14 protein-coding genes, 1 tRNA gene and 2 pseudogenes are annotated in these 19,656 nt (G+C 72.3%); 10 read left to right on the top strand and 7 right to left on the bottom strand.

All coding sequences use genetic code 11. The annotated features are described in order from the left end of the window. A pseudogene (locus MNZ39_RS17875) lies at positions 1-855 on the top strand (hypothetical protein); the annotation flags it as partial. Positions 856-947: 92 nt separating this feature from the next. On the opposite strand, the gene MNZ39_RS17870 reads toward MNZ39_RS17875, so the two are convergent. Continuing rightward, on the bottom strand, positions 948-2,474 hold the full coding sequence (locus tag MNZ39_RS17870) for a Glu/Leu/Phe/Val dehydrogenase (protein WP_242340440.1): 1,527 nt from the start codon (positions 2,472-2,474) through the stop codon (positions 948-950). A gap of 533 nt (positions 2,475-3,007) precedes the next feature. Here MNZ39_RS17870 and MNZ39_RS17865 point away from each other — a divergent pair. After that, on the top strand, positions 3,008-5,443 hold the full coding sequence (locus MNZ39_RS17865; protein ID WP_242340439.1) for an OmcA/MtrC family decaheme c-type cytochrome: 2,436 nt from the start codon (positions 3,008-3,010) through the stop codon (positions 5,441-5,443). Between the two features lie 115 nt (positions 5,444-5,558). Here MNZ39_RS17865 and MNZ39_RS17860 read toward each other — a convergent pair whose 3' ends face one another. Both MNZ39_RS17860 and MNZ39_RS17855 read right to left on the bottom strand, forming a co-directional pair. Further along, positions 5,559-5,924 carry a GIY-YIG nuclease family protein gene (locus tag MNZ39_RS17860; protein WP_242340438.1) on the bottom strand — a complete coding sequence of 122 codons (366 nt, stop codon included), beginning with the start codon at positions 5,922-5,924 and terminating at the stop codon, positions 5,559-5,561. Between the two features lie 11 nt (positions 5,925-5,935). Continuing rightward, positions 5,936-6,535: a DUF2239 family protein gene (locus MNZ39_RS17855; protein ID WP_242340437.1), complete on the bottom strand. Its 600-nt coding sequence runs from the start codon at positions 6,533-6,535 to the stop codon at positions 5,936-5,938. A gap of 414 nt (positions 6,536-6,949) precedes the next feature. On the opposite strand from MNZ39_RS17855, the gene MNZ39_RS17850 reads away from it, so the two are divergent. The 5 genes from MNZ39_RS17850 (at position 6,950) to MNZ39_RS17830 (ending at position 11,900) form a co-directional block, all read left to right on the top strand. Then, on the top strand, positions 6,950-8,140 hold the full coding sequence (locus MNZ39_RS17850; protein ID WP_242340436.1) for a branched-chain amino acid ABC transporter substrate-binding protein: 1,191 nt from the start codon (positions 6,950-6,952) through the stop codon (positions 8,138-8,140). 71 nt (positions 8,141-8,211) lie between these two features. Further along, entirely contained in the window at positions 8,212-9,183 is a 972-nt protein-coding gene (locus MNZ39_RS17845; protein ID WP_242340435.1) for a branched-chain amino acid ABC transporter permease, read from the top strand. Continuing rightward, positions 9,180-10,418, top strand: coding sequence for a high-affinity branched-chain amino acid ABC transporter permease LivM (locus MNZ39_RS17840; RefSeq protein WP_242340434.1), 1,239 nt, complete (start codon positions 9,180-9,182; stop codon positions 10,416-10,418). The genes MNZ39_RS17845 and MNZ39_RS17840 overlap by 4 nt, the downstream gene beginning before the upstream one ends. Then, entirely contained in the window at positions 10,415-11,212 is a 798-nt protein-coding gene (locus MNZ39_RS17835) for an ABC transporter ATP-binding protein (RefSeq protein WP_242340433.1), read from the top strand. The genes MNZ39_RS17840 and MNZ39_RS17835 overlap by 4 nt, the downstream gene beginning before the upstream one ends. Then, positions 11,199-11,900, top strand: a complete 702-nt coding sequence (locus MNZ39_RS17830) for an ABC transporter ATP-binding protein (RefSeq protein WP_242340432.1) — start codon at positions 11,199-11,201, stop codon at positions 11,898-11,900. Before MNZ39_RS17835 ends, MNZ39_RS17830 begins: the two co-directional genes overlap by 14 nt. A gap of 81 nt (positions 11,901-11,981) precedes the next feature. Here the strand turns inward: MNZ39_RS17830 and MNZ39_RS17825 are convergent, their stop codons facing one another. Further along, positions 11,982-13,115, bottom strand: coding sequence for an FAD-binding oxidoreductase (locus tag MNZ39_RS17825; protein WP_242340431.1), 1,134 nt, complete (start codon positions 13,113-13,115; stop codon positions 11,982-11,984). A 307-nt stretch (positions 13,116-13,422) separates the two neighbouring features. Further along, positions 13,423-13,498: transfer RNA gene (locus tag MNZ39_RS17820), tRNA-Thr, on the bottom strand. A gap of 116 nt (positions 13,499-13,614) precedes the next feature. Between MNZ39_RS17820 and MNZ39_RS17815 the strand changes: the two genes are divergently transcribed. After that, the gene (locus tag MNZ39_RS17815) at positions 13,615-13,932 is read left to right on the top strand and encodes a translation initiation factor IF-2 (protein ID WP_242340430.1); all 318 of its coding nucleotides are present in this window, start codon (positions 13,615-13,617) and stop codon (positions 13,930-13,932) included. Between the two features lie 21 nt (positions 13,933-13,953). Here the strand turns inward: MNZ39_RS17815 and MNZ39_RS17810 are convergent, their stop codons facing one another. Continuing rightward, the gene (locus tag MNZ39_RS17810; protein WP_242340429.1) at positions 13,954-16,962 is read right to left on the bottom strand and encodes a BamA/TamA family outer membrane protein; all 3,009 of its coding nucleotides are present in this window, start codon (positions 16,960-16,962) and stop codon (positions 13,954-13,956) included. 9 nt (positions 16,963-16,971) lie between these two features. Next, a complete protein-coding gene (locus MNZ39_RS17805; RefSeq protein ID WP_242340428.1) occupies positions 16,972-17,961 on the bottom strand; it encodes an alpha/beta fold hydrolase in 990 nt (329 codons plus the stop codon). 102 nt (positions 17,962-18,063) lie between these two features. Here MNZ39_RS17805 and MNZ39_RS17800 point away from each other — a divergent pair, with 102 nt between their 5' ends. Both MNZ39_RS17800 and MNZ39_RS17795 read left to right on the top strand, forming a co-directional pair. Next, positions 18,064-19,098 (top strand): cation diffusion facilitator family transporter, encoded by a 1,035-nt coding sequence (locus MNZ39_RS17800; RefSeq protein WP_242340427.1) that lies wholly within the window; start codon positions 18,064-18,066, stop codon positions 19,096-19,098. A gap of 58 nt (positions 19,099-19,156) precedes the next feature. Beyond that, positions 19,157-19,656 (top strand): annotated as a pseudogene (locus MNZ39_RS17795) (hypothetical protein); the annotation flags it as partial.

The raw sequence follows: 19,656 nt of genomic DNA, 5'->3' as shown, positions 1-19,656 counted from the left end.
CTGGCCGGCGGCGCGACCGCCTGGGCCGCTTACCGGCTCGCGCTCGCCTCGGCCCGGGCCGGGGCAGGCGGCGCGCCGCGCGCGGCGGCGACGGGCCAAGGCGGCTGGCCGCTCCCGGGCCGGCTGGGCGCGCTCGTCGAGAAGGAGGCGAAGTACGTCCTCCGCCACCCGGTCGCGACGCTGCTCGCGCTCATCCTGCCGCCGTTCGCCGCGATCGTCGCGTGGAAGATCCCGCCCCGGCTGCCCGACGGGTCCGGTGAGGTCGTGCGAGCGCTGCCGGTGCTGGGCTTCGCGCTCTACGCGCACATGGCGGCGCAGATCTTCTGGCTCAACGCCTTCGGCTGGGAGCGGGGCGGCGGCCGCGTCTGGTTCCTCGTCCCCGTCGCGCCAGCCGAGGTGCTCGTCGCGAAGAACCTCGCGGCCTACGGGCTCTCCGCCGCGCTCTTCGCGGCGGCCGCGGCCGCGGCGATCGCGGTCGGCGGTCCGCTGCCGGGCTGGGCGCTCCTCGCCGCGGTGGCGCTCCACGCCGGCATCGCCCCCTGGCTGCTCGCGGCGGGCAACTTCGTCTCGGTGCTGAACCCGCGCGCCGCCGCGAGCACCGTCCAGCGCGGCGGGTCGCTGTCCCCGCTCTCGTCGCTCGCGGGGATGGTCATCGTCTCGTGCGCCGCGGGCGCCTTCGCGGTCCCGGTGGTCTTCGCCGTCCGCCGGGACGCGCCCTGGCTGCTCGTCCTGGGCTGGACGGCGCTCGGGCTCGCCGGCGCCATCGCCTACCGCGTCGCGCTGCCCGCGGCCGCGCGGCTCCTCGCGCGGCGCCGGGAGCCGCTCCTCGACGCGATCGCCGGCGACGAGGACTGAACGGCCGCGCCCGGCGGGCCGGCCTCCGGGGAGGCGCGGCGCGACGCCGGGCGCGGGGTGGGGCGGGCCGTCGGAGGGCGGCCTTCGGGCCGCTACTGCGAGAAGCCCTCGATGAGGTAGTGCGCCTCCACGCGCTTCAGCGCGAGGACCATCGCGGCGGTGCGGACGTCGATCTCCTGGCCGACGCAGTACGGGCGCGAGTCGTAGTGTGGGGTGCGCTGCGGGCGGTTCCGGGCGATGTCGCGGATGATCGCGTAGTTCTTCTTGATGGCCTGCTCCAGGCGGCGGTTCACGTCGCCCTCGGTCCAGTGCTCGAGCCGCTGGTTCTGCAACCACTCGTAGTACGAGACGGTGACGCCGCCGGCGTTGCAGATGATGTCCGGGATGAGATCGATCTTCCGGCCCAGCATCACGCGATCGCCGTCGCGGGTGGTGGGGCCGTTCGCGCCCTCCGCCACGAGCTTCACCTTGAGCCGCTCCGCGACGTCGCCCGTGATCTCCTCGCCGAGCGCGGCGGGGATGCAGATGTCGGCGTCGACGGACCAGAAGTCGTCCTTGGAGATGGCGGTCGCCCCCGGGAACCCCTCGACGGTGCGGCGGAGGTTCTCCTTGTTGCCGTGGACGTACTGCACCAGGGCGGCGACGTCGATCCCCTTGTCGTTGTGGATCGTCCCGTTGGCGTCGTTCACGGCGACGATCTTGGCGCCGTGCGCGGCGAGGATCTCCGCGGCCGAGGAGCCCACGTTGCCGAAGCCCTGCACGAGGATCCGCGCGCCCTTGAGGTCGAAGCCGCGATCGCGCGCCCACTCCTCGATGCAGTACACGACGCCCTGGCCGGTGGCGCGGACGCGCCCCTCGGAGCCGCCGATGCGCACGTCCTTGCCGGTGACCACGCCGCGGAGCTTGTGGTGCTCGCGCTCACCGTCCGTGAACTGGCGCATCATGTACGCCATGATTTCCCCGTTCGTCCCGACGTCGGGCGCCGGGATGTCCACGAACGGGCCCATGAAGTTCTTGAACTTGTAGATGTAGCGGAGGGTGATGTGCTCGATCTCCTCGCGCGAGTAGTTGAAGGGGTCGAGCTTGATGCCGCCCTTCGCGCCGCCGAACGGGATCTCCGCGATCGCCGTCTTCCAGGTCATGTCGGCGGCGAGCATCTTGAAGAGGTCGAGCGAGACGTCCTTGTGGTAGCGGATGCCGCCCTTGTACGGACCGCGCACCTGGTTGTGCTGGATGCGGTAGGCCTTGAACTTCCGCGGGCCACCCTTCTCGATCCGGAAGAGGCCCATCTTCGGGATGTTGATGACGCCCTGCTGCATGTGGATGTCGGAGCGGAGCAGCGCGCGGCGGTGCAGGATGAAGTTGCCGTTCGCGAGCGGCTCGAGCGCGTCGGCCGCCTTCATGTCCGAGGGCTGCAGGTTCTTGAACTTGGGCGCGTCCTCGGCGGAGAGGGGCACGAGCCGGTCGCGCAGCTCCGTGGTGACGTAGAAGATGTGCTCGAAGTCCGGCTCCTCCAGCTCCATCCGGACGCGGGGGTTCATCTGGATGAGATCCGCCGCACGATGGAACGTCTCCATCGCCTCGTCGTAGAAGCTCTTCCTGCCGTTTCGACCGGCCATCGCTGTCGACCTCGGTTGGGGGGGACTCCGCGCTTCGTCAAGGAGGCGAAGCCGGGCGCATGCTAGCCCTCGTTCCGCTCGCGGTCAAAATCTGCGAATTACCGCGATTCCTTAATATAATGGCGAGGTTGCCACGGCGCGAGCGCGCGGAGATCCGCGCCTCCGGGACCCCGCCTCGGGGGCTCTTCAGGCGGCGGCAATCTAACGCCGCCTGCGGCGGACCGACAGTTCAACGCGAGGCTCGGATAGGGGTCGAGCGGGCGGACTTCTGACTACACCAGGGTTCGCGCCCGGCACGTCATGGAGCATGGACGGAGCCACGCTCCTCGGCCGCCCGAGTGAGCGTGCGGGCTGGGCTCGGCCGACGTCCGCGACGCGCGATACAGGCAGCGCTCGACGCTCTTTCGGCGGTGCCTCAGAGAGTCCGCGGGTCGAGTTGACTGCGCCGTCTCGTCGCGCGCCAGATTCGTTCCACGCGGCAAGCAGTTGGACGCCTCCGCTCGCACCAGCCAACCATTTGCTCGGAGAGCGCTATGTCCGGGTCGATCCTGAAGAAGGGCGCGGCTTTGATGTTTGCCGGTGCGATCGCGCTCACCGGCTGCAAGGGCGATCGGGGCCCGGCCGGGCCGCCGGGGCAGGGCGCCGCTGCAGCGCCTCCCGGCGCAGGGCTGCAGGTCGGCATCGTCTCCGCGACCGCTCCGGCCGCGGGGCCGGCGACCGTCACCTTCACGGTCAAGGACGCGGCGGGAACGCCGGTCGACTTCCTCGCCGAGCTCCTCGCCGGCAACTTCGGCGCCACCCGCGGTCCGCGCTTCAGCATCGCACAGGCCTCCGCGGGGGGCGGCACGTACGACCAGGCGCTGTACGAGACCGACTCCGCGGGCGATCCGAGCGGCAAGCAGACCCGCCCGACCCAGGTGCCGGCCAGCATCTCGCTCACCGACGCCGCCGCCCTGTACACCAAGAACGCCGACGGGTCCTACACCTTCACCTTCCCGATCGCCGCACCCGCGCTCCCGACGCTCGCCTCCGGCTTCCCGATCGCGCCGGTGCAGTCCGCGCAGACGCTGGTCGGCATGCAGGCGGCCCGGACGTTCGAGGGCATCCAGTACCCCGCCGGCGCCTCGTTCGAGTTCATCCCGGCCGGCGGCACGGTCACCCCGCGCCAGGTCGTCTCCGACGCGGCCTGCAACAACTGCCACAGGCACCTGACGGCGCACGGCACGCGCCGCACCGTCGGCCTCTGCCTCACCTGCCACACGCCGGGCTGGGTGCTGAAGCCGAGCGCGAACGCCACCGCCAACGCCATCGACTTCCGCGTGCTGGTGCATCAGATCCACCGCGGCCAGCAGCCGACCGACGTGCAGAACGCCAAGCCCTACGTCTACAAGTGGAGCGCCACGAACGACTTCAGCACGGTCGCCTTCGCCCCCCCCAACACCGTCAGGAACTGCGTCTTCTGCCACCAGGGAGGCGCGCAGTCGGACAACTGGAAGACCAAGCCCAGCCGCGCCGCCTGCGGCTCCTGTCACTATGCGGTCGACTTCGCCACCGGCGCAGGCCACGCCGGCGGCCTGGCGGCCGCGGACGACACCTGCGCCGCCTGCCACCACCCGGACGACACGCCTCCGCTCGGCGCGGCGCCGTCGATCACGAAGGTGCATTCGTTCCTCTACGACGCGCTGACCAACACCTCCTTCACGGGCGCGGACCTCGGCGTCACCATCGACGCGGTCGACGTGACCACTCCGGCGGCCGGGACGGTGAAGTTCACCGTGACGCTCAACGGCGCACCCGCCGACATCAAGGCCACGCCGCTCGCCAACCTGCGCTTCACCATCGCCGGCCCGACGACCGACTACGGTGGCCCGAAAGGCCCCGTCGCGGGGACCGACGTCCTCGGGCACGCGTTCGGCTACATCCAGACGGGCAACTTCGGCGGCGCGGGCGCCGCGCTCCTGACCGCCACGGGCACCCCGGGCCAGTTCACCGCTCCCCTCGTGACCCTGTCGTCGGCGACGCCGCCCGTGGCGACTCCCATCGACCTGACGCCGGCGAACGGCCAGACCGTCGGCGTGGGCGTGGAAGCCTACGTCCTCGAGACCGGCACCTGTCCCACCCCGCCCTGCGCCCAGCGCGAGTGGGCCCAGCGGCCGCTGCCCCCGACGGCGACCTCACCCACGGGCGTCATCTACGCCCGGGTCGGCGGGGGCACCGCCACCCCGCGCCGCCTCATCACCGACGCCGCGAAGTGCAACGTCTGCCACGAGGACCTCGGCTTCCACGGCGGCGAGGCGCGCAAGGGTCCCGACTACTGCGCGATGTGCCACAACTCCCAGAACGTGAACGACGAGCGCACCTCGCAGTTCGAGGTCGACCCGGCCACCGGCCAGCCGTTCACGAAGACGCCCGGCACCGTCCAGCTCTCCGTGATGATCCACAGGATCCACAAGGGCTCCGAGATCGTCCCGCAGGGCTCGCTCCCGAGCCCGCGGCCGACGTTCACGCTCGGCGCGACGCGTGACTTCAGGGCGAATCCGGCCACGGGCCGGGCCGAGGGCGAGGCGCCGCCGGTCGAGTTCAGCCACGCCTTCCCCGGCGACCTCGAGAACTGCCAGACCTGCCACCTGCCGGGCGGCTACGGCCTCCCCGAGCCGACCGTGCTGCCGACGCGCTTCGTGACCTTCACCTGCAAGGAGGACCCGAGCGCGGACGCGAACGCCGTGTGCGGCACGCTCAGCGCCAGCGGCGGCGTCGTCGCGCCCGACACCGCCGCCGGCGACGCGTACTGGAACAAGACGGAGACGTTCGTGGGATCCGGCCGCGCGCACTGCGGCAGCTGCCACGACGGCATCGCCGCCGACGCGCACATCTCGCTCAACACCATCAACGGCGTCGAATCCTGCGACGTCTGCCACGGCGACGGCCGGTTCATGGATCCGATCGAGATCCACCAGCCGAGGCCGTAGCCCGAGCGGTGATGACCGCGGCTCCCGGCGCCTCGCGCGCCGCGGGGCCGCTCGTCGTCCCTGATCCCGACATGGATCCTGCATTCGGGCGACGGCGCGGCGCGATCCCGGCCGGTCAGGTCGTGCCCGATCCGGGCCGGACGTTGTAGCCGCGGTCGCCGTACGGCTGCAGCCGCTCCAGCCACGCCGCCTCGAGCTGCCGCACGGCGTCCCGGGGGTAAACGAGGCCCTCGTCCTGCTCCTGCAGCACCTCGAGGACCTCGAAGACGAACGCGTCGGGGCCGAGCGCGCTCACGTCCGCGCGGAGCCGCGCGTTCCTGTGCACTCCGCGCGCGAGCTCCATCCGCCTGCCGTTGAGCGTCTTCAGGTTCGACGTGCTCTCGACCAGGATCATCCCCGTCCGGACGTTCCTGATCTGGTACACGCCGGCCTCGGGCCTCGTCTCGCGCGCCGCGCGCTTCAGCTCCGCTCTCCGATCCATCGGGTCTCTCCTCAGCGGGCGCGAGGCTTCGCGGTGGGCTCGTCCGGAGGCGGACGCTCGAGCCGGGCCGCCTCTTCCGACAGCGCCAGCAGGTGGGTGCGGACGTCCTTCGGCCAGGACCGGAGCAGCGTCCGGAGCCGCCTCGTCTCCCCGGCGTACAGCGCGCGCGAGGCCTCCTCGAAGCCGGCGAGATCGCCAGCCATCGCCCACATGAACCGGCCTGCGGCCTCGCGGGCTCGCCGCGCGCGCTCCCGGTCCGGCTCGCGCTTCCTCGCCTCGTCCACCAGCCGCCGGAGCGCCGCAGAGGCGCCGCTCGGCTGCTGCTCCAGCCACTCCCAGTGACGGGGCAAGAGGGAGATCTCGCGGCTCACCACGCCCAGCTTCGGCCGGCCGGGCCCCGTCCTGAGAGGCCCCTCCGCGCGCGCGACGACCTCGTCCGGCGTGCCCCGCAGGTCGAAGTCGGTCTGCCGGCCGGTCGCGTCCGCGAACACCAGCGCCGAGCCCCCGCCGGCGTCGTGGTGTGCCTTCACCGCGAGCAGCACCTCGCGCCTGAGGCCGGACGCGAGGAGCCGGTCGCCTGCGAACGCCGTGTAGCGGTCCTCGTCGAGCATGCCCGCGCTCCGTGCCGGGCGGCATTCCACCCGGGTAAATTCCGGGGAAGACGTACCCCGGGCGCAGGGCCCCGTCAATATCACCCGGGTGAAATGCACGGGCGACGCTCGACCGAACCACGTTCGCGCCTCTATCTGCCTCGGCGCGTCATCGGGATGAGCGCTCTGGAGCGACCGGGAGCAGGTCACGCGCCCGAGGGGCCGCGCCCCTGCGGGCGCGTTCCATGGCTCGCGGTGTCAGCCCGGGCAAGTGCCTCCTCGCTCACGCCAGCGGCACACGCTCCTCCCGCTGGTCGGCATCGCCGGGAGCGTGACCCCGCGATTCCCGCGCCCCGCGCGTCCGTCATGGAACGGGCGGTGCACGAGGCCATGCGTTATGCGCAACACGGGGAAGCGCAGGAAAGGGGGAACACGATGATCTCGCATCGGCTCCGCACAGCCTTCGGGCTGGCGACGTTCTTCGTCCTCGCGCTCGCGCCGTTCGGGCGCGCGCAGGACAAGGCGACCATCAAGATAGCCAGCCAGAGCCCGCTCTCGGGCGGCCAGGCCGCGCTGGGGGAGGGGATCAAGCTCGGGACCCAGCTCGCGGTCGAGAAGTTCAAGGGAGACCTGGAGAAGATGGGCTTCCGGGTCGTGCTCGTGCCGTACGACGACCAAGCCAAGCCCGACGTCGGCGTGTCCAACGCGAAGAACATCGTCGCCGACACCCAGATCCTCGGCGTCATCGGCCACCTCAACTCCGGCGTCGCGATCCCGTCGTCGGAGGTCTACAAGGACGCGAGCCTGGCGATGATCTCGCCGGCCAACACGAACCCGACCATCACCGACCGCGGCTACAAGAACGTCTACCGCGTGTGTGGCCGCGACGACGTGCAGGGCGTCGTGGGGTCCGAGTTCGCGAGCGGTGAGCTCAAGGTGAAGTCGGTCTACGTCATCCACGACAAGACGACGTACGGGCAGGGCGTCGCCGAGTTCTTCAAGGCCGATGCCGAGAAGAAGGGGATGAAGGTCGTCGGCTTCGAGGGCACTGAAGAGAAGTCGAACTTCGACCCCATCATCACGCCGATCAAGGCCAAGAACCCCGACCTCATCTACTTCGGCGGCATCTACGAGCAGGCGGCGCCCTTCTTCAAGCAGGCCCGCGAGCGAGGCGTGAAGGCGAAGTTCCTCGGGCCGGACGGGCTGGACTCGTCGGATCTCGCCAAGATCGCCGGAAAGGCGGTCGTGGGCATGTACTACACCTCGGTCGCCGGTCCGGTGACCGTCTACCCGGCGGCCAAGCAGTTCGCCGACGAGTACAAGAAGAAGTTCGGCAAGAACCCGGAGCCCTTCGCGGCCCAGGCCTACGACGCCACCGCCATCCTGCTCAAGGCCATCGAGGCGGCGGCGAAGGGAGGCGCGACGCCGAGCCGCGAGGCGGTGAGCGCCGCGATCCGAGACGTGAAGTACACCGGCGTCACCGGCACGGTGCAGTTCGACGCCAAGGGCGATCCCAAGAAGGCGCTCTACTTCGTCCTCGAGGTCGCGAGCGCCGATCCGCAGAAGTGGGGCGACAACAAGGAAGTGAAGCGGCTGAGCATCGCCGCGCCAGGCCCGAAGGCCTGAGAACTCGGCCGTTCACGAGAGCGGGCGTCGCCTCGTAGCGGCGCCCGCGTGCGGCGGGCGCCGCTCGCTCCATGGACCCTGAACTGCTCATCGGGATGCTGCCGCAGGTCCTCCTGGACGGCGTCATCCTCGGGTTCATGTACGCGCTGATCGCGCTGGGCTACACGATGGTCTACGGGGTGCTCGAGTTCATCAACTTCGCGCACTCCGAGATCTTCATCCTGGGCGCCTTCGTCGGCGTCGAGATCCTGCTCGGTCTCCAGGGCGCGGGAGTCCTCGCGGGCCTGCCGTGGCCGCTCGTGCTCATCCTCGTGCTCGGGGCCGGCATGGCCGCGAGCGCGGCGCTGGCGGTCACCGTCGAGCGCGTCGCCTACCGGCCGCTGCGGAACGCGCCGCGCCTCATCCCGCTCATCTCGGCGATCGGCGTCTCGTTCTTCCTGCAGGACCTCATCCGCCTGGTCGAGTCCTTCTGGCGGAACGCCTTCAACCTCGTCTATCCGACGATCGAGGCGCGCGATCACCGCATCGAGCTCACTCGCACGCTCGACGTCTCCGTGAAGTCGCTGGTCGTCATCGTCGCGGCGCTGGGGATGCTCGGGGTGCTCCACGTGATCGTGAACCGGACGAAGGTGGGCACCGCGATGCGCGCGGTGGCCGAGGATCAGGTCGCCGCGAGCCTCATGGGCGTCCACATCAACCGGATCATCTCGCTCACCTTCCTCATCGGTGGCGCGATGGGGGGCGCGGCCGGCGTGCTCTTCGGCATCCAGTACGGCCTCGTCAACCCATACTCGGGCTTCATCCCCGGCATCAAGGCGTTCACCGCGGCCGTGCTCGGGGGCATCGGCAACATCCCCGGGGCGATGGCAGGAGGCCTCGTGCTGGGGCTCCTCGAGGCGTTCGCGGCCTCCTACCTGTCCTTGCTGACCGGAGGGAACTTCGGCGCCGAGTACAAGGACATCTTCGCGTTCTCGGTGCTGATCCTGATCCTCATCTTCCGTCCCAGAGGGCTCCTGGGCGAGGTCGTGCGGGAGCGAGCGTGATCCTCCGCGCCAGCCTGGCGATCGGCGTGCTGGCCCTGTCCGGGATCGCGGTAGCGGTCTTTCCGCGCTCGGTCCTCGCGTTCCTGCTCTTCGAGGCCTCGCTGCTGGTGATCTACCTCGCCCGCATCCCGGCCCGGCTCCGGTGGGGGCTCCTCGGGGTAGCGCTGCTCGTGATGATGCCGGTCGTCGGCGCCCACAACGCCTACTACCTGGAGGTCGCGACGCAGGTCTGCATCTTCGTCGCGCTGGCGCTCGGCCTGAACATCGTGGTTGGCCTGGCCGGGCTCCTCGACCTGGGCTACGTCGCGTTCTACGCGGTCGGCGCGTACGCATGGGCGATCTTCGGATCGCCCCAGGCCAACGCGATCTTCGGGAGCGGATTCCCGCTCGATCCATGGTGGTTCTACGCGTTCCTGCTCGTCGGGCTCACGGTGGCCGGGATCACCGGCATCCTCCTCGGGCTGCCCGTTCTCCGCATCCGAGGGGATTACCTCGCCATCGTCACGCTCGGCTTCGGCGAGGTCATCCGCGTGCTCGCGAACAACCTCGACCGACCCGTCAACTTCACCAACGGGCCGAGGGGCATCACGCCCATCGGCCGCCCACCCGCGCTCCTGGGCCTCACCTACGGGGAGCTCTTCTACTTCCTCGTCCTGCTGATCGTCGTCGTCGTCGTCGTCGTCAACCGCCGGCTCGAGGACTCCCACATCGGGCGGGCCTGGGAAGCCATGCGCGAGGACGAGCTCGCGGCGCAGGCCATGGGCGTGCCGCTCGTGCGCATGAAGCTCCTCGCCTTCGCCACCGGGGCCTCCTTCGCCGGGATCATGGGCGTCGTGTTCTCGGCGAAGCAGGTGTTCATCAACCCCGAGTCCTTCACCTTCCTCGAGTCGATCGGCGTCCTGTCCATGGTGATCCTGGGCGGCATGGGATCGATCCGCGGGGCCGTGCTGGGCGCCGCGGTGGTGACGGTCCTGAACCTGCAGGTGCTGAAGGGCTTCTCCCTCTGGCTCAACGAGCTCAAGAACGAAGGCGTCACGGTGCTCGGCTTCCGCCTGGCCGACCTGCCGACCCAGTTCGAGCCGGCGAAGTACGAGCGGATGATCTTCGGGATCATCCTCGTCCTGATGATGATCTTCCGCCCGCAGGGCATCCTCCCGGCGCGCCGCCGCCAGCGGGAGCTCGCCGAGGCGCCCGGAGCCGAGAACGTCCGACCGTCCGAGGCGGTGGCCCCATGACTGCGCTCTTCGAGGCGCGCGCGGTCACGAAGCGCTTCGGCGGACTCACCGCGGTCCATCGGGTGGACTTCGCCCTCGACTCTGGGATCGCCTCCATCATCGGGCCCAACGGCGCCGGCAAGACCACGCTCTTCAACGTCTTCACCGGGCTCTACGCGCCCGACGAGGGCGCCGTCACGTTCCAGGGACGGCCGCTGGCGGGCCTGCGCCCGGATCAGATCACCGCGCTCGGGATGTGCCGGACGTTCCAGAACATCCGGCTCTTCGCCAACATGACGGCGCTCGAGAACGTGCTGGTCGGCATGCACGCGCGGATCCCGCTCAAGCTCCGGGACGTGCTCTCCCGCGGACCCCGCTTCACCCGCGTGGAGTCGGGGAACTGGCGGCGCGCCTGGGAGCTGCTCGCGCGGGTAGGCCTCCGCGCCAGCGCGAACGAGGTCGCGAAGAACCTCCCCTACGGGGACCAGCGGCGGCTCGAGATCGCGCGCGCCCTGGCCTCCGAGCCCACCCTCCTGCTCCTGGACGAGCCCACCGCCGGAATGACGCAGGGTGAATCGAGCGGGCTCATGGCGCTCCTCCGCAGGCTTGTCGGCGAGCTGCAGCTGAGCATCCTCCTCATCGAGCACAACATGCGCGTGGTGATGGGCGTCTCCGACCGCGTGACGGTGCTCGACCACGGCGAGAAGATCGCCGAGGGCCGACCGCAGGAGGTCCAGGCCGATCCGAAGGTGATCGAGGCCTACCTCGGCCGTGGGTCCTGGAGCGCCGCGGGGAGCGCACGTGCTGGCGATTGAGGACCTCCACGTGTTCTACGGCGGGATCCACGCGCTCAAGGGGGTCGCCCTCCAGGTGAAGCGCGGCGAGATCGTCGCCCTCCTCGGCAACAACGGCGCCGGCAAGACCACGACGCTCAAGTGCATCTCCGGGCTGGTGTCGCACCGCCGCGGACGCATCACGCTCGACGGGCGGGTGCTCTCCGGCGCGCCCCCTCACGAGATCGTGCTCCGCGGGATCGCGCACGTGCCGGAGGGACGTCGGATCTTCAACCGGCTCACCGTGCGCGAAAACCTCGGGATGGGCGCCTACCTTCGGAGCGATGCCGGCGTCTCGGCCGATCTCGACCGCGTCTTCGCCCTGTTCCCGATCCTCCGCGAGCGCCTCGGGCAGTCGGCCGGCACGCTCTCCGGGGGGGAGCAGCAGATGCTCGCGATCGGGCGGGCCCTCATGGCGAGCCCCCGCCTCCTGCTGCTCGACGAACCGAGCATGGGACTCTCCCCCGTCCTCGTGGAGCGCATCTTCGAGACCATCGCCGGCATCAACCGGCAGGGTACGACCATCCTCCTCGTGGAGCAGAACGCGGCGATGGCGCTGGCCGTCGCGCACCGCGGCTACGTCCTGGAGACCGGGACGATCGCGCTCTCCGGCACGGCTGCGGAACTGGCCGAGAACCCCCAGGTGAAGCGCGCCTACCTGGGCGATTAGGCGTTCGAGAAGGGTGCTGGGTTCCGATACTCCGTCGCGCGCCAGCCAGGGCATGGATCCGACCACGGCGCCCGCGGTGCCTCACGCGCTCCGCAGCGCCGGACGTCGCGGGCCGAGGTCGCCCGCGGCGAGCCCGAGCGCGAGGAGGTCGGCCGGTAGGGCGTCCCCCACGCAGAGCGCCCTGCACGCGCGGGCGAGCGCCGGGGCGATCTGGATCCCGTAGCCCCCCTGGGCGGCGAGCCAGACGAGGCCCTCGCAGGCCGGGTCGGGACCGATCACGGGCGTCCTGTCGGCGACGAAGGAGCGGAGGCCAGCCCAGCGGCGGTGGACGTGGCTCACGCGGAGCAGGGTGGCGCGCTCGAGGCGGTCCACGGTCACGGCGACGTCGTAGTCCTCCGGCGCGGCGTTGCACGGGTCGGAGGGCGTCTCGTCGCAGGGCGAGACGAGGAGGCGGCCGGACTCGGGCTTGAAGTACAGCTCCTCGTCCGCGCTCGCCGCGAACGGCCAGCGGGTGACGTCGCCGGGCGCGTCGACCAGGATCGCAGTGCGCCGGAGCGGCCTGAGCCTGATGGGCGGCGCGCCGGCCAGGCGCGCGAGGACATCGGCCCACGCGCCCGCGGCGTTCACGAGGAAGGGCGCGGAGAGCTCGCCCGCGGCGGTCGTCACGGTGAAGGCGCCACCGGCCCGCGTCACGCGGAGCGCCTCGGCCTCGGTGCGCACGACGCCGCCGCGCGCGCGAAGGCCGCGAACGAACCCCTGGTGAATGGCGTGGACGTCCAGATCCACCGCGTCAGGCTCGAGGAGCCCGCCCACCCACCGCCCGGGCGTGAGGCACGGCACGTGGCGCGTGAGGGCGTCGCCTGCCACCCACTCCACCGACGGAACGATGGTCCGGACCGCGTCGAAGTGCGCCCGCAGCGCTGCGAGGTGCGCCTCGTCCGCAAAGAACAGCGCGCCGCGGGGTGACGTGAGCGGCTCCTCCGCGAACCCCTCCGGCGGCGCCGCGTAGAACGCGCGCGACGCGGAGGTGAGCGCCCGAACCGCCGCGTTGCCGTAGGTCTCCATGAAGATCGCCGCCGAGCGACCGGTCGCGTGGAAGGAGAGCTGCTCCTCCCGCTCGAGGAGGCAGACACGCCCGTCGCGCGCGAGCTCGTATCCGATGGAGACCCCCGCGATCCCCCCGCCGACGACCAGGAACTCGAAGCGTTCCGCCATCGCACACCCTCCACCGCGCACTTCCGCCCGGCGTAGCGCCGCTGGCGCGGGACACGGCCGGCTCGGTTCGGCACGGGGTCGCTTCCGAGCTCGTGAACGGCAGCTCGCACCGCTCTCGTTCGCCCGAGACTAGCTCCGTCTTCACGATGGCGCCTGGGGCTCGGAGGGTCGAGGACGCGCCGACCGCTCCGCGGGCGTGCGAGAGGGTGGCTTCGCAGATGGAGAGGCGCGGCGCCGGAGGGCGCACGGGGGACAAATGCAGAAGGGGTCACGCTGACGCGTAACCCCTTCCAATTCCGCTTAAAGTTGGAGCCGACACCCAGACTTGAACTGGGGACCTACTGATTACGAATCAGTTGCTCTACCAACTGAGCTATGTCGGCGCACTCCCGTCGAAACGGGCGCGTTGTTTAGCACCGCCCGGAGCGCCCTGCAAGGGCGGAGTCGCGGACTCGGGGCGTCGCTCGCGCCCATGACGCTCCGCGCCTAGCTTCAGGGCATGAGGAAGAACCGTCCTGGCTCGGCGAAGAGCGCCATGGGGCAGCAGGAGGCGGCGTTCCGCCGCGCCGCGCCCGGCAAGCAGTTCATCGGCGGCGACAGCGCCCGCCAGAGCAAGGCTGCCCGCCAGGCGGAGCGGCGCAAGGTCGAGCGCATGGCCGAGGTGGACTCGGCGACGCGGACCGCCGAGGAGCTCGGCACGCCCATCTCGGCCATCCTGGCGGAGCTCGTCCAGGACACGACGCGCCTCGCGCGCACGCTCGTCCTCGCGCCGTTCCGAATCGCCCAGGCGTTCGTGCGGCGGCCCCGGACGGCCTGACCGACGACGCGGACGACCCGGTCAGAAGGACGCTCCCAGGATCACGTAGGGTGAGACCTCGTCGGGCCCGAGCCAGGCGTCCGCCGCGCGCCACCCGCCGAAGGGCGCGCCCATCGCGCGGGCGAGCCCGAGGCGCAGGTCGGTGCGGAGGAAGTAGCCCAGGACGAGCTCGAGGCGGAGCTCCGCGCCGACGCCGAGCCGGAGCGCCTCGGCCGAGAGCCGGTTGCCCGCGAGGATCGGCTCGCCGGGCCGGTCGAACGTCTCGCCCAGATCGGCGAACAGGGCGCCGTGCACCCGCCGCAGGAACAGCGGCCAGGTGCCGTGGCCGAGCCGGGGCGCGCCGAGCGGGAAGCGCAGCTCCCCGTTCGCGAGGACGTACCCCGTCCCCTCGAACGACCCCACCGCGTAGCCGCGCAGCGCATCCGGCGGCGTGCCCGTGAGCCCGAGCGCGGCGCCGAGGGCGATCGACAGCACGTCCGGCTGCGAGACGCCTCCCAGCTCGAACGGCGCGCTCCCTCCCAGCGTGCCGCGCGCGAGGCCGCCGGAGAGCCTGAGCGCGAGCACCGTCCGCGAGAGCCCCGGGACGCGCAGGTACTGCTCCACGGAGCCGCGAGCACGCGCGAGCTCGTAGTCGCTGCCCGTCGCCGGCCCGGCGTAGCGAAGCGAGAGCGAGGCGTTCCGGCCCTCCTCCGGCGAGATGGATCGAACGAAGCGCCGCGCGTCGGAGTAGGAGAGGCGGAGGGAGAGGTCCGAGAGGAAGCCGTCGCGGAACGGGTAGGGCAGGCGCGGATCCGGGCCGGGCTCTCCCGCGAGCGTGTCGTAGCGGGTGCCGCTCCAGCCGAGCCTCAGCGCGGTGACGCGGGCGAGCCGCGTGAAGGTGAAGGTCGCTCCCGCGTCGGCGAGCGTCCACACGGACAGGAGCCGGTCGCCCGGGTCGGGAGAGCTGCCCACGAAGCGCGACGAGGAGAGATCGAGCCGCGGCCAGGACCAGGCGCCCTGGTAGGCGAGGGCGTAGCCGGGCTCGCGCGTGGAGGTGCTCCAGAACGCCTGCGCCGCCCAGGCGTGGCGGAAGAGCACGTCGACGCCGCCCGTGATCGCGCCGACCACCGTCCCCGACGCGTCGCCGGAGAGGAAGGGGAGCCAGAAGGTCGGGCCGAGCGTGTCGAGCGCGCGGTACGGGCGGGAGGGGAGCGGGGCGGGATCGTCCGCCGCGGGCGCAGACGCCGTCGAGGTCGGGGTCGCCGTCGAGGTCGAGGTCGGGGTCGGGGTCGGGGTCTGCTCCCACGCCGCCGCCGGCGCGGGCGGGGCGGGGAAGGGCGGCATGAAGCTGCCGGGATCGAGCGGGATCGTGGCGACGTCGTAGCCCGCGCGCGAGTACAGGAGGAACGCGATCGTCTTCCCGTCGGGCGAGACGTCCGGCTGGAACGCTCCGGTCTCGACGTTCGTTACTTGCGAGATCTCGCCGGTCGCCGCCTCCCACGCGTACAGGTTGTAGAGCCCGCCGCGATCCGAGTCGAAGAGCACGAACCGTCCGTCCGGCGTCCAGGCCGGGGACGTGTCGAGCGCGCCGTCGTCGGTGAGGCGCGTGACGCCCCCGTCCTCCCACAGGGCGAGATCGCGACGGCCGCCCTCCTGGAGCGTGAACGCGATGCGCCGGCCGTCCGGGGAGACGCGGGGCTCGTACACCTCCGCGCCGCGGTGCGAGAAGAGCACCTCGCGAGGGCCGAGCCGGCCGGCGGCGTCGAGCGGGCGCCGCACGAGCGCGAGCACCCCCGGGCCGGAGCGCTGGACGTAGACCAGGAACGCGCCGCCGGGCGCCAGATCCGGATCGGTCGCGCGCTCCCCGCGGGTGAGCGCCCGGGTGCGTCCGGTGCGGAGGTCCACGCGGCGGAGGTCGTCGTAGACGCGGAACTCGCGGTGGACCTCGCCGATCGCGGCGATCGCCTCGCCCGGCGAGCGGAGCGCGAACGTGCCGTTCGCGTCCACGGTCGCGGCGCGGCCGAGGTCCTCGCCCTCCGGCGAGACGCGGAACAGCCCGGGGCGGCCGTCGAGCGGGCGCCGCCAGTACGCGACGAACGAGCCGTCCGGGCTCCAGCGCGGGTTCTCCGCGCGCCCGCCCCGCGCCGTGAGCCGGCGCGCCGCGGTGACGGGCCGCTCGCGCACCGCCGTCACCACCTCCTCGCCGCGCCCGCGCTCGGCCTCCGCGTACTCGGCCCAGAGCTCCGGGAAGGACCGGCCGCCGAAGTACGGCCTCGCCACCCAGGACGGCGCGTACGGCCAGAGCTGCGCGCCCTGCCGGCCGAGGTAGCCCGCGATCGCGGCGTCCCCGTAGCGCTCCTCGAGGAACCGCATGAAGCGCCCGCCGAGGAGGTACGGCGCGGTCCCGACCGGCCACTCGAGCAGCGGGTTCGAGGCTTCGTCGAGCGGCGGGAACCCCGGCGGCTCGAGGGCGAGCGCGCGCGCGTACATCTCGTGGATGGCGCTCGCGTTGCGCCCGCTCGCGGGATCGCCGTTCGACTCGTGCAGCACCGCGAGCCCCTCGGTCATCCACGCCGGGACGAGCCCGTTCGGCGCGAACAGCTTGCCGAAGATCCGGTTCGCGGCCCCCGGGATGCCGCCGACGTGGTCGAGGTGGAGGATGTGGACGTACTCGTGGAAGACCAGGCTCTCGAGCCAGTCGCGGTAGTCGTTCAGCTCCGAGAGCGACGGCGGCGGCACCGCGTAGAGGCGGATCGTGTCGTAGGGGAGCGGCGTCGCCGAGCCGTTCGCGTCGTCCACGTCGTCGGAGAGGACGATCTCGGTGCGGCGCGGCGCGTAGCCAAGCACGGGGGTGAGCGCGGCGTGCGCGCGCTCCGCGACGACCGCGACGTCCTGGGCGAGCGGCTCCTCGCCCTGGTGGAAGTGGACCCGGAAGTGCGCCGTGTCGATCGTGCGCCAGCGATAGGCCGGATCGTACGGCTGCGCGGCTGCGGGCCGGGGCGCGGCGGCGAGCGCCCCGAGCAGCGCGACGGCGAGGAGCGCGCGGCGCAAGGGTCGCCTCTAGCGGGCGCGCGGCTTCTGCGCGCGCGGGGTGCGGCGCCTGGGCGACGGCTCCGCCCCGGTCCGGCGGCGGGGCTTCTTCGGGGCGCCGGTCGCGGCGCCGCCGCCGCGCCCGGCACGGCGGACGGGGGCCCGCTCGCCGAGAAACGCGAGCGTCCGCTCGGCGACGAGCTCGGGCTCCTCGAGCGGCGCGACGTGCGTGCCGCCCGGCACGACCACGAGCTCGCTGCCCGGCACTGCGCGGTGGATCGCCTCGGACAGGCGCATGGGCGTGAACGAGTCGCGCTCGCCCGCCACGACCAGGGTCGGGGCAGCGACGTTCGGCAGGTGCGGGCTCGCGTCGTGCTCGGCGGCGGAGGAGAGCAGCCGGACGAACAGGGTGGGATCGACCTCGGCGAGCTCGTCGAGGTAGCGGACGAGGTCGGCGCGGCGCACGCGGGTGCCGTCCACCTCGAAGGTCATCGCGTAGCCGAGGGCGAGGTCGGTCGGGACGATCGTCCGGAAGGCGAGCCGCGCGACGTCCGGGTACCGCAGGACGAGCTGCTTCGCGTAGGGGAACGCGTAGCGGAGCACCGCCGAGTCGTGGAAGGTGTCGAGCAGGTTCCCCGGGGCGCCGCACAGGAGGACGAGCGCCGCGACCCGCTCCGGGTGGCGGCGCTGGAGCTCGAGGGCGACCTGCACGCCCATGGAGTGGCCGGCGAGCACGGCGCGCTCCTCGCCCGCCGCGTCGAGCACCGCGACGAGGTCCGACACGCAGTCGTCCATCGTCATGCGCTCGGGATCCTCGGGGGCGGCGCTGCGCCCGTGCGCCCGGTAGTTCCAGTGGAGCACGCGCCGCTCGCGGGCGAGCGCGGGCTCGAGCGCCCGCCAGACGTAGCCGGCGCAGCCGATCCCGTCCGTGAGGACCACCGGAGGTCCGCCCGCGCCCGTGCTCGTCCAGTGCAGACGGGTGCCGTCCTGGCCCGTCGCGAGATGCTCGGTCTTCTCCATGGACCTCCGCCGGACCGGCGCCGCGCGCGCGAGAGCCTCGCGCCCCGGGTGCCCGTCCGTGGCTCCATGGCGTAGACTGAGGGACGCGGAGGTTCAAGCGGAATGTCGCACGGCCACTCCCACGGCCACGGAGCGCACGAGCACCGGCACCCGGGGCCGAACGACGAGCCGCGCGCCGGACACGAGGGCGGGCACGCGCCCGGCCATCCGGCGCACGAGCACGATCACGGGCCGCACGCGCACGGCATGGGAGGTCACCACGCCGGCGCGAGCGTGCGCCGCCTCGGCGCGTCGATGGCGATCACCGGCGGCGTGATGGTCGCCGAGGCGATCGGCGGGTGGCTCTCGGGCTCCCTGGCGCTCCTCTCCGACGCCGCCCACATGCTCACGGATGCCGGCGCGCTCGGGCTCGCGCTCGTCGCGGCGTTCCTCGCCACCCGCCGCGCGGACGACAAGCGCACCTTCGGCTACCGCCGCGCGGAGGTGCTCGCGGCGCAGATCAACGTGGGCGCGCTGGTCCTCCTCTCCGCCTGGATCGTCTGGGAGGCGGTGCAGCGCCTGCAGGAGCCGCACGGCCCGATCGACCTCCGCCTCATGGCGATCATCGCCTCGATCGGCCTCGCCGCGAACCTCGCCATCCTGTGGTTCCTCCACGGGGAGCACACGCTCAACGCGCGCGCCGCGTTCCTGCACGTGCTCTCGGACACCGTCTCCTCCGTGGCCATCCTCCTCGGCGCGGGCGCGATGGCGCTCCACCCGGAGCTGCGCTGGCTCGACCCTGTGCTGTCCCTCGCGATCTCCGCGCTCATCGTGTGGGGCGCGCTCCGGCTCATCCTCGAGATCACCGACATCCTGATGGAGGGCGTGCCGCGGCACCTCGACGTCTCCGCCGTCACGCGCCAGATGGAGTCGGCGGCGGGTGTTTCCGCCGTCCACGACCTCCACATCTGGACGATCTCCTCGGGCCTCTACGCCCTCTCCGCGCACCTCGTCGTCCGCGCCGAGTCGATGGGCCGCAACGACGACATCCTGAACGAGGTGAAGCGCGGGCTCCGCCGCTCGTTCGGGATCGATCACACGACCCTCCAGATCGAGTCGGTCGAGTACGAGCACCTCCACGACGTGCACACGCACTGACGGCGACCCCTCCGAGGGTGGCCCGCGGGCCCGGTCGGACGCGTGCTATACCGTGCGGGTGATCTCGCGCCTGTCCGCGTTCCGGCCCGCGCGCACCGTCCAGCGCCTGCCCCCGCGCAGCGCAGCGTGCCCGCTCTCCTTCCGCGATCTGCTCGCGCCCGCGGCGGAGCTGGGCCTCGTCCTGCCGCTCGTCCGCGCGCCGTCGGCGGCGGTCGCCCGCGGCGCCCTCGTCGCGGCGAAGGCGCTCGGGAGCGCCCTCGGGCTCGCGCTGCCGCGCGGCGGGCGCCCCGAGCGCTGGTTCGCCGAGGTCACCGCCGCCGCGGACGAGGTCGCCGGCGGGCTGCCGCTCCTGCTCGCGGGCGAGGTGAGGGTCGCGGGGGAGGGTGCGCTCGACGTGGAGCGCGCCGTCTCCGAGACCTGGTCGCTCGTGGACGCCGGGATCACGCACGTGTCGATCGACGGCGAGGCGGTCTCCGCGCCCGAGCGCGGCCGCGTCCTCGCGGAGGTGGCCGCCCCCGCCGTCGAGCGCGGGCTCGGCGTCGACTGGGTCCTGCCGCT

It is taken from the genome of Anaeromyxobacter sp. SG66 (assembly GCF_022690805.1).
Lineage (GTDB): Bacteria > Myxococcota > Myxococcia > Myxococcales > Anaeromyxobacteraceae > Anaeromyxobacter > Anaeromyxobacter soli.
Note: the sequence above shows the minus strand (reverse complement) of the source record. Positions and strands in the feature narration are given on the sequence as shown.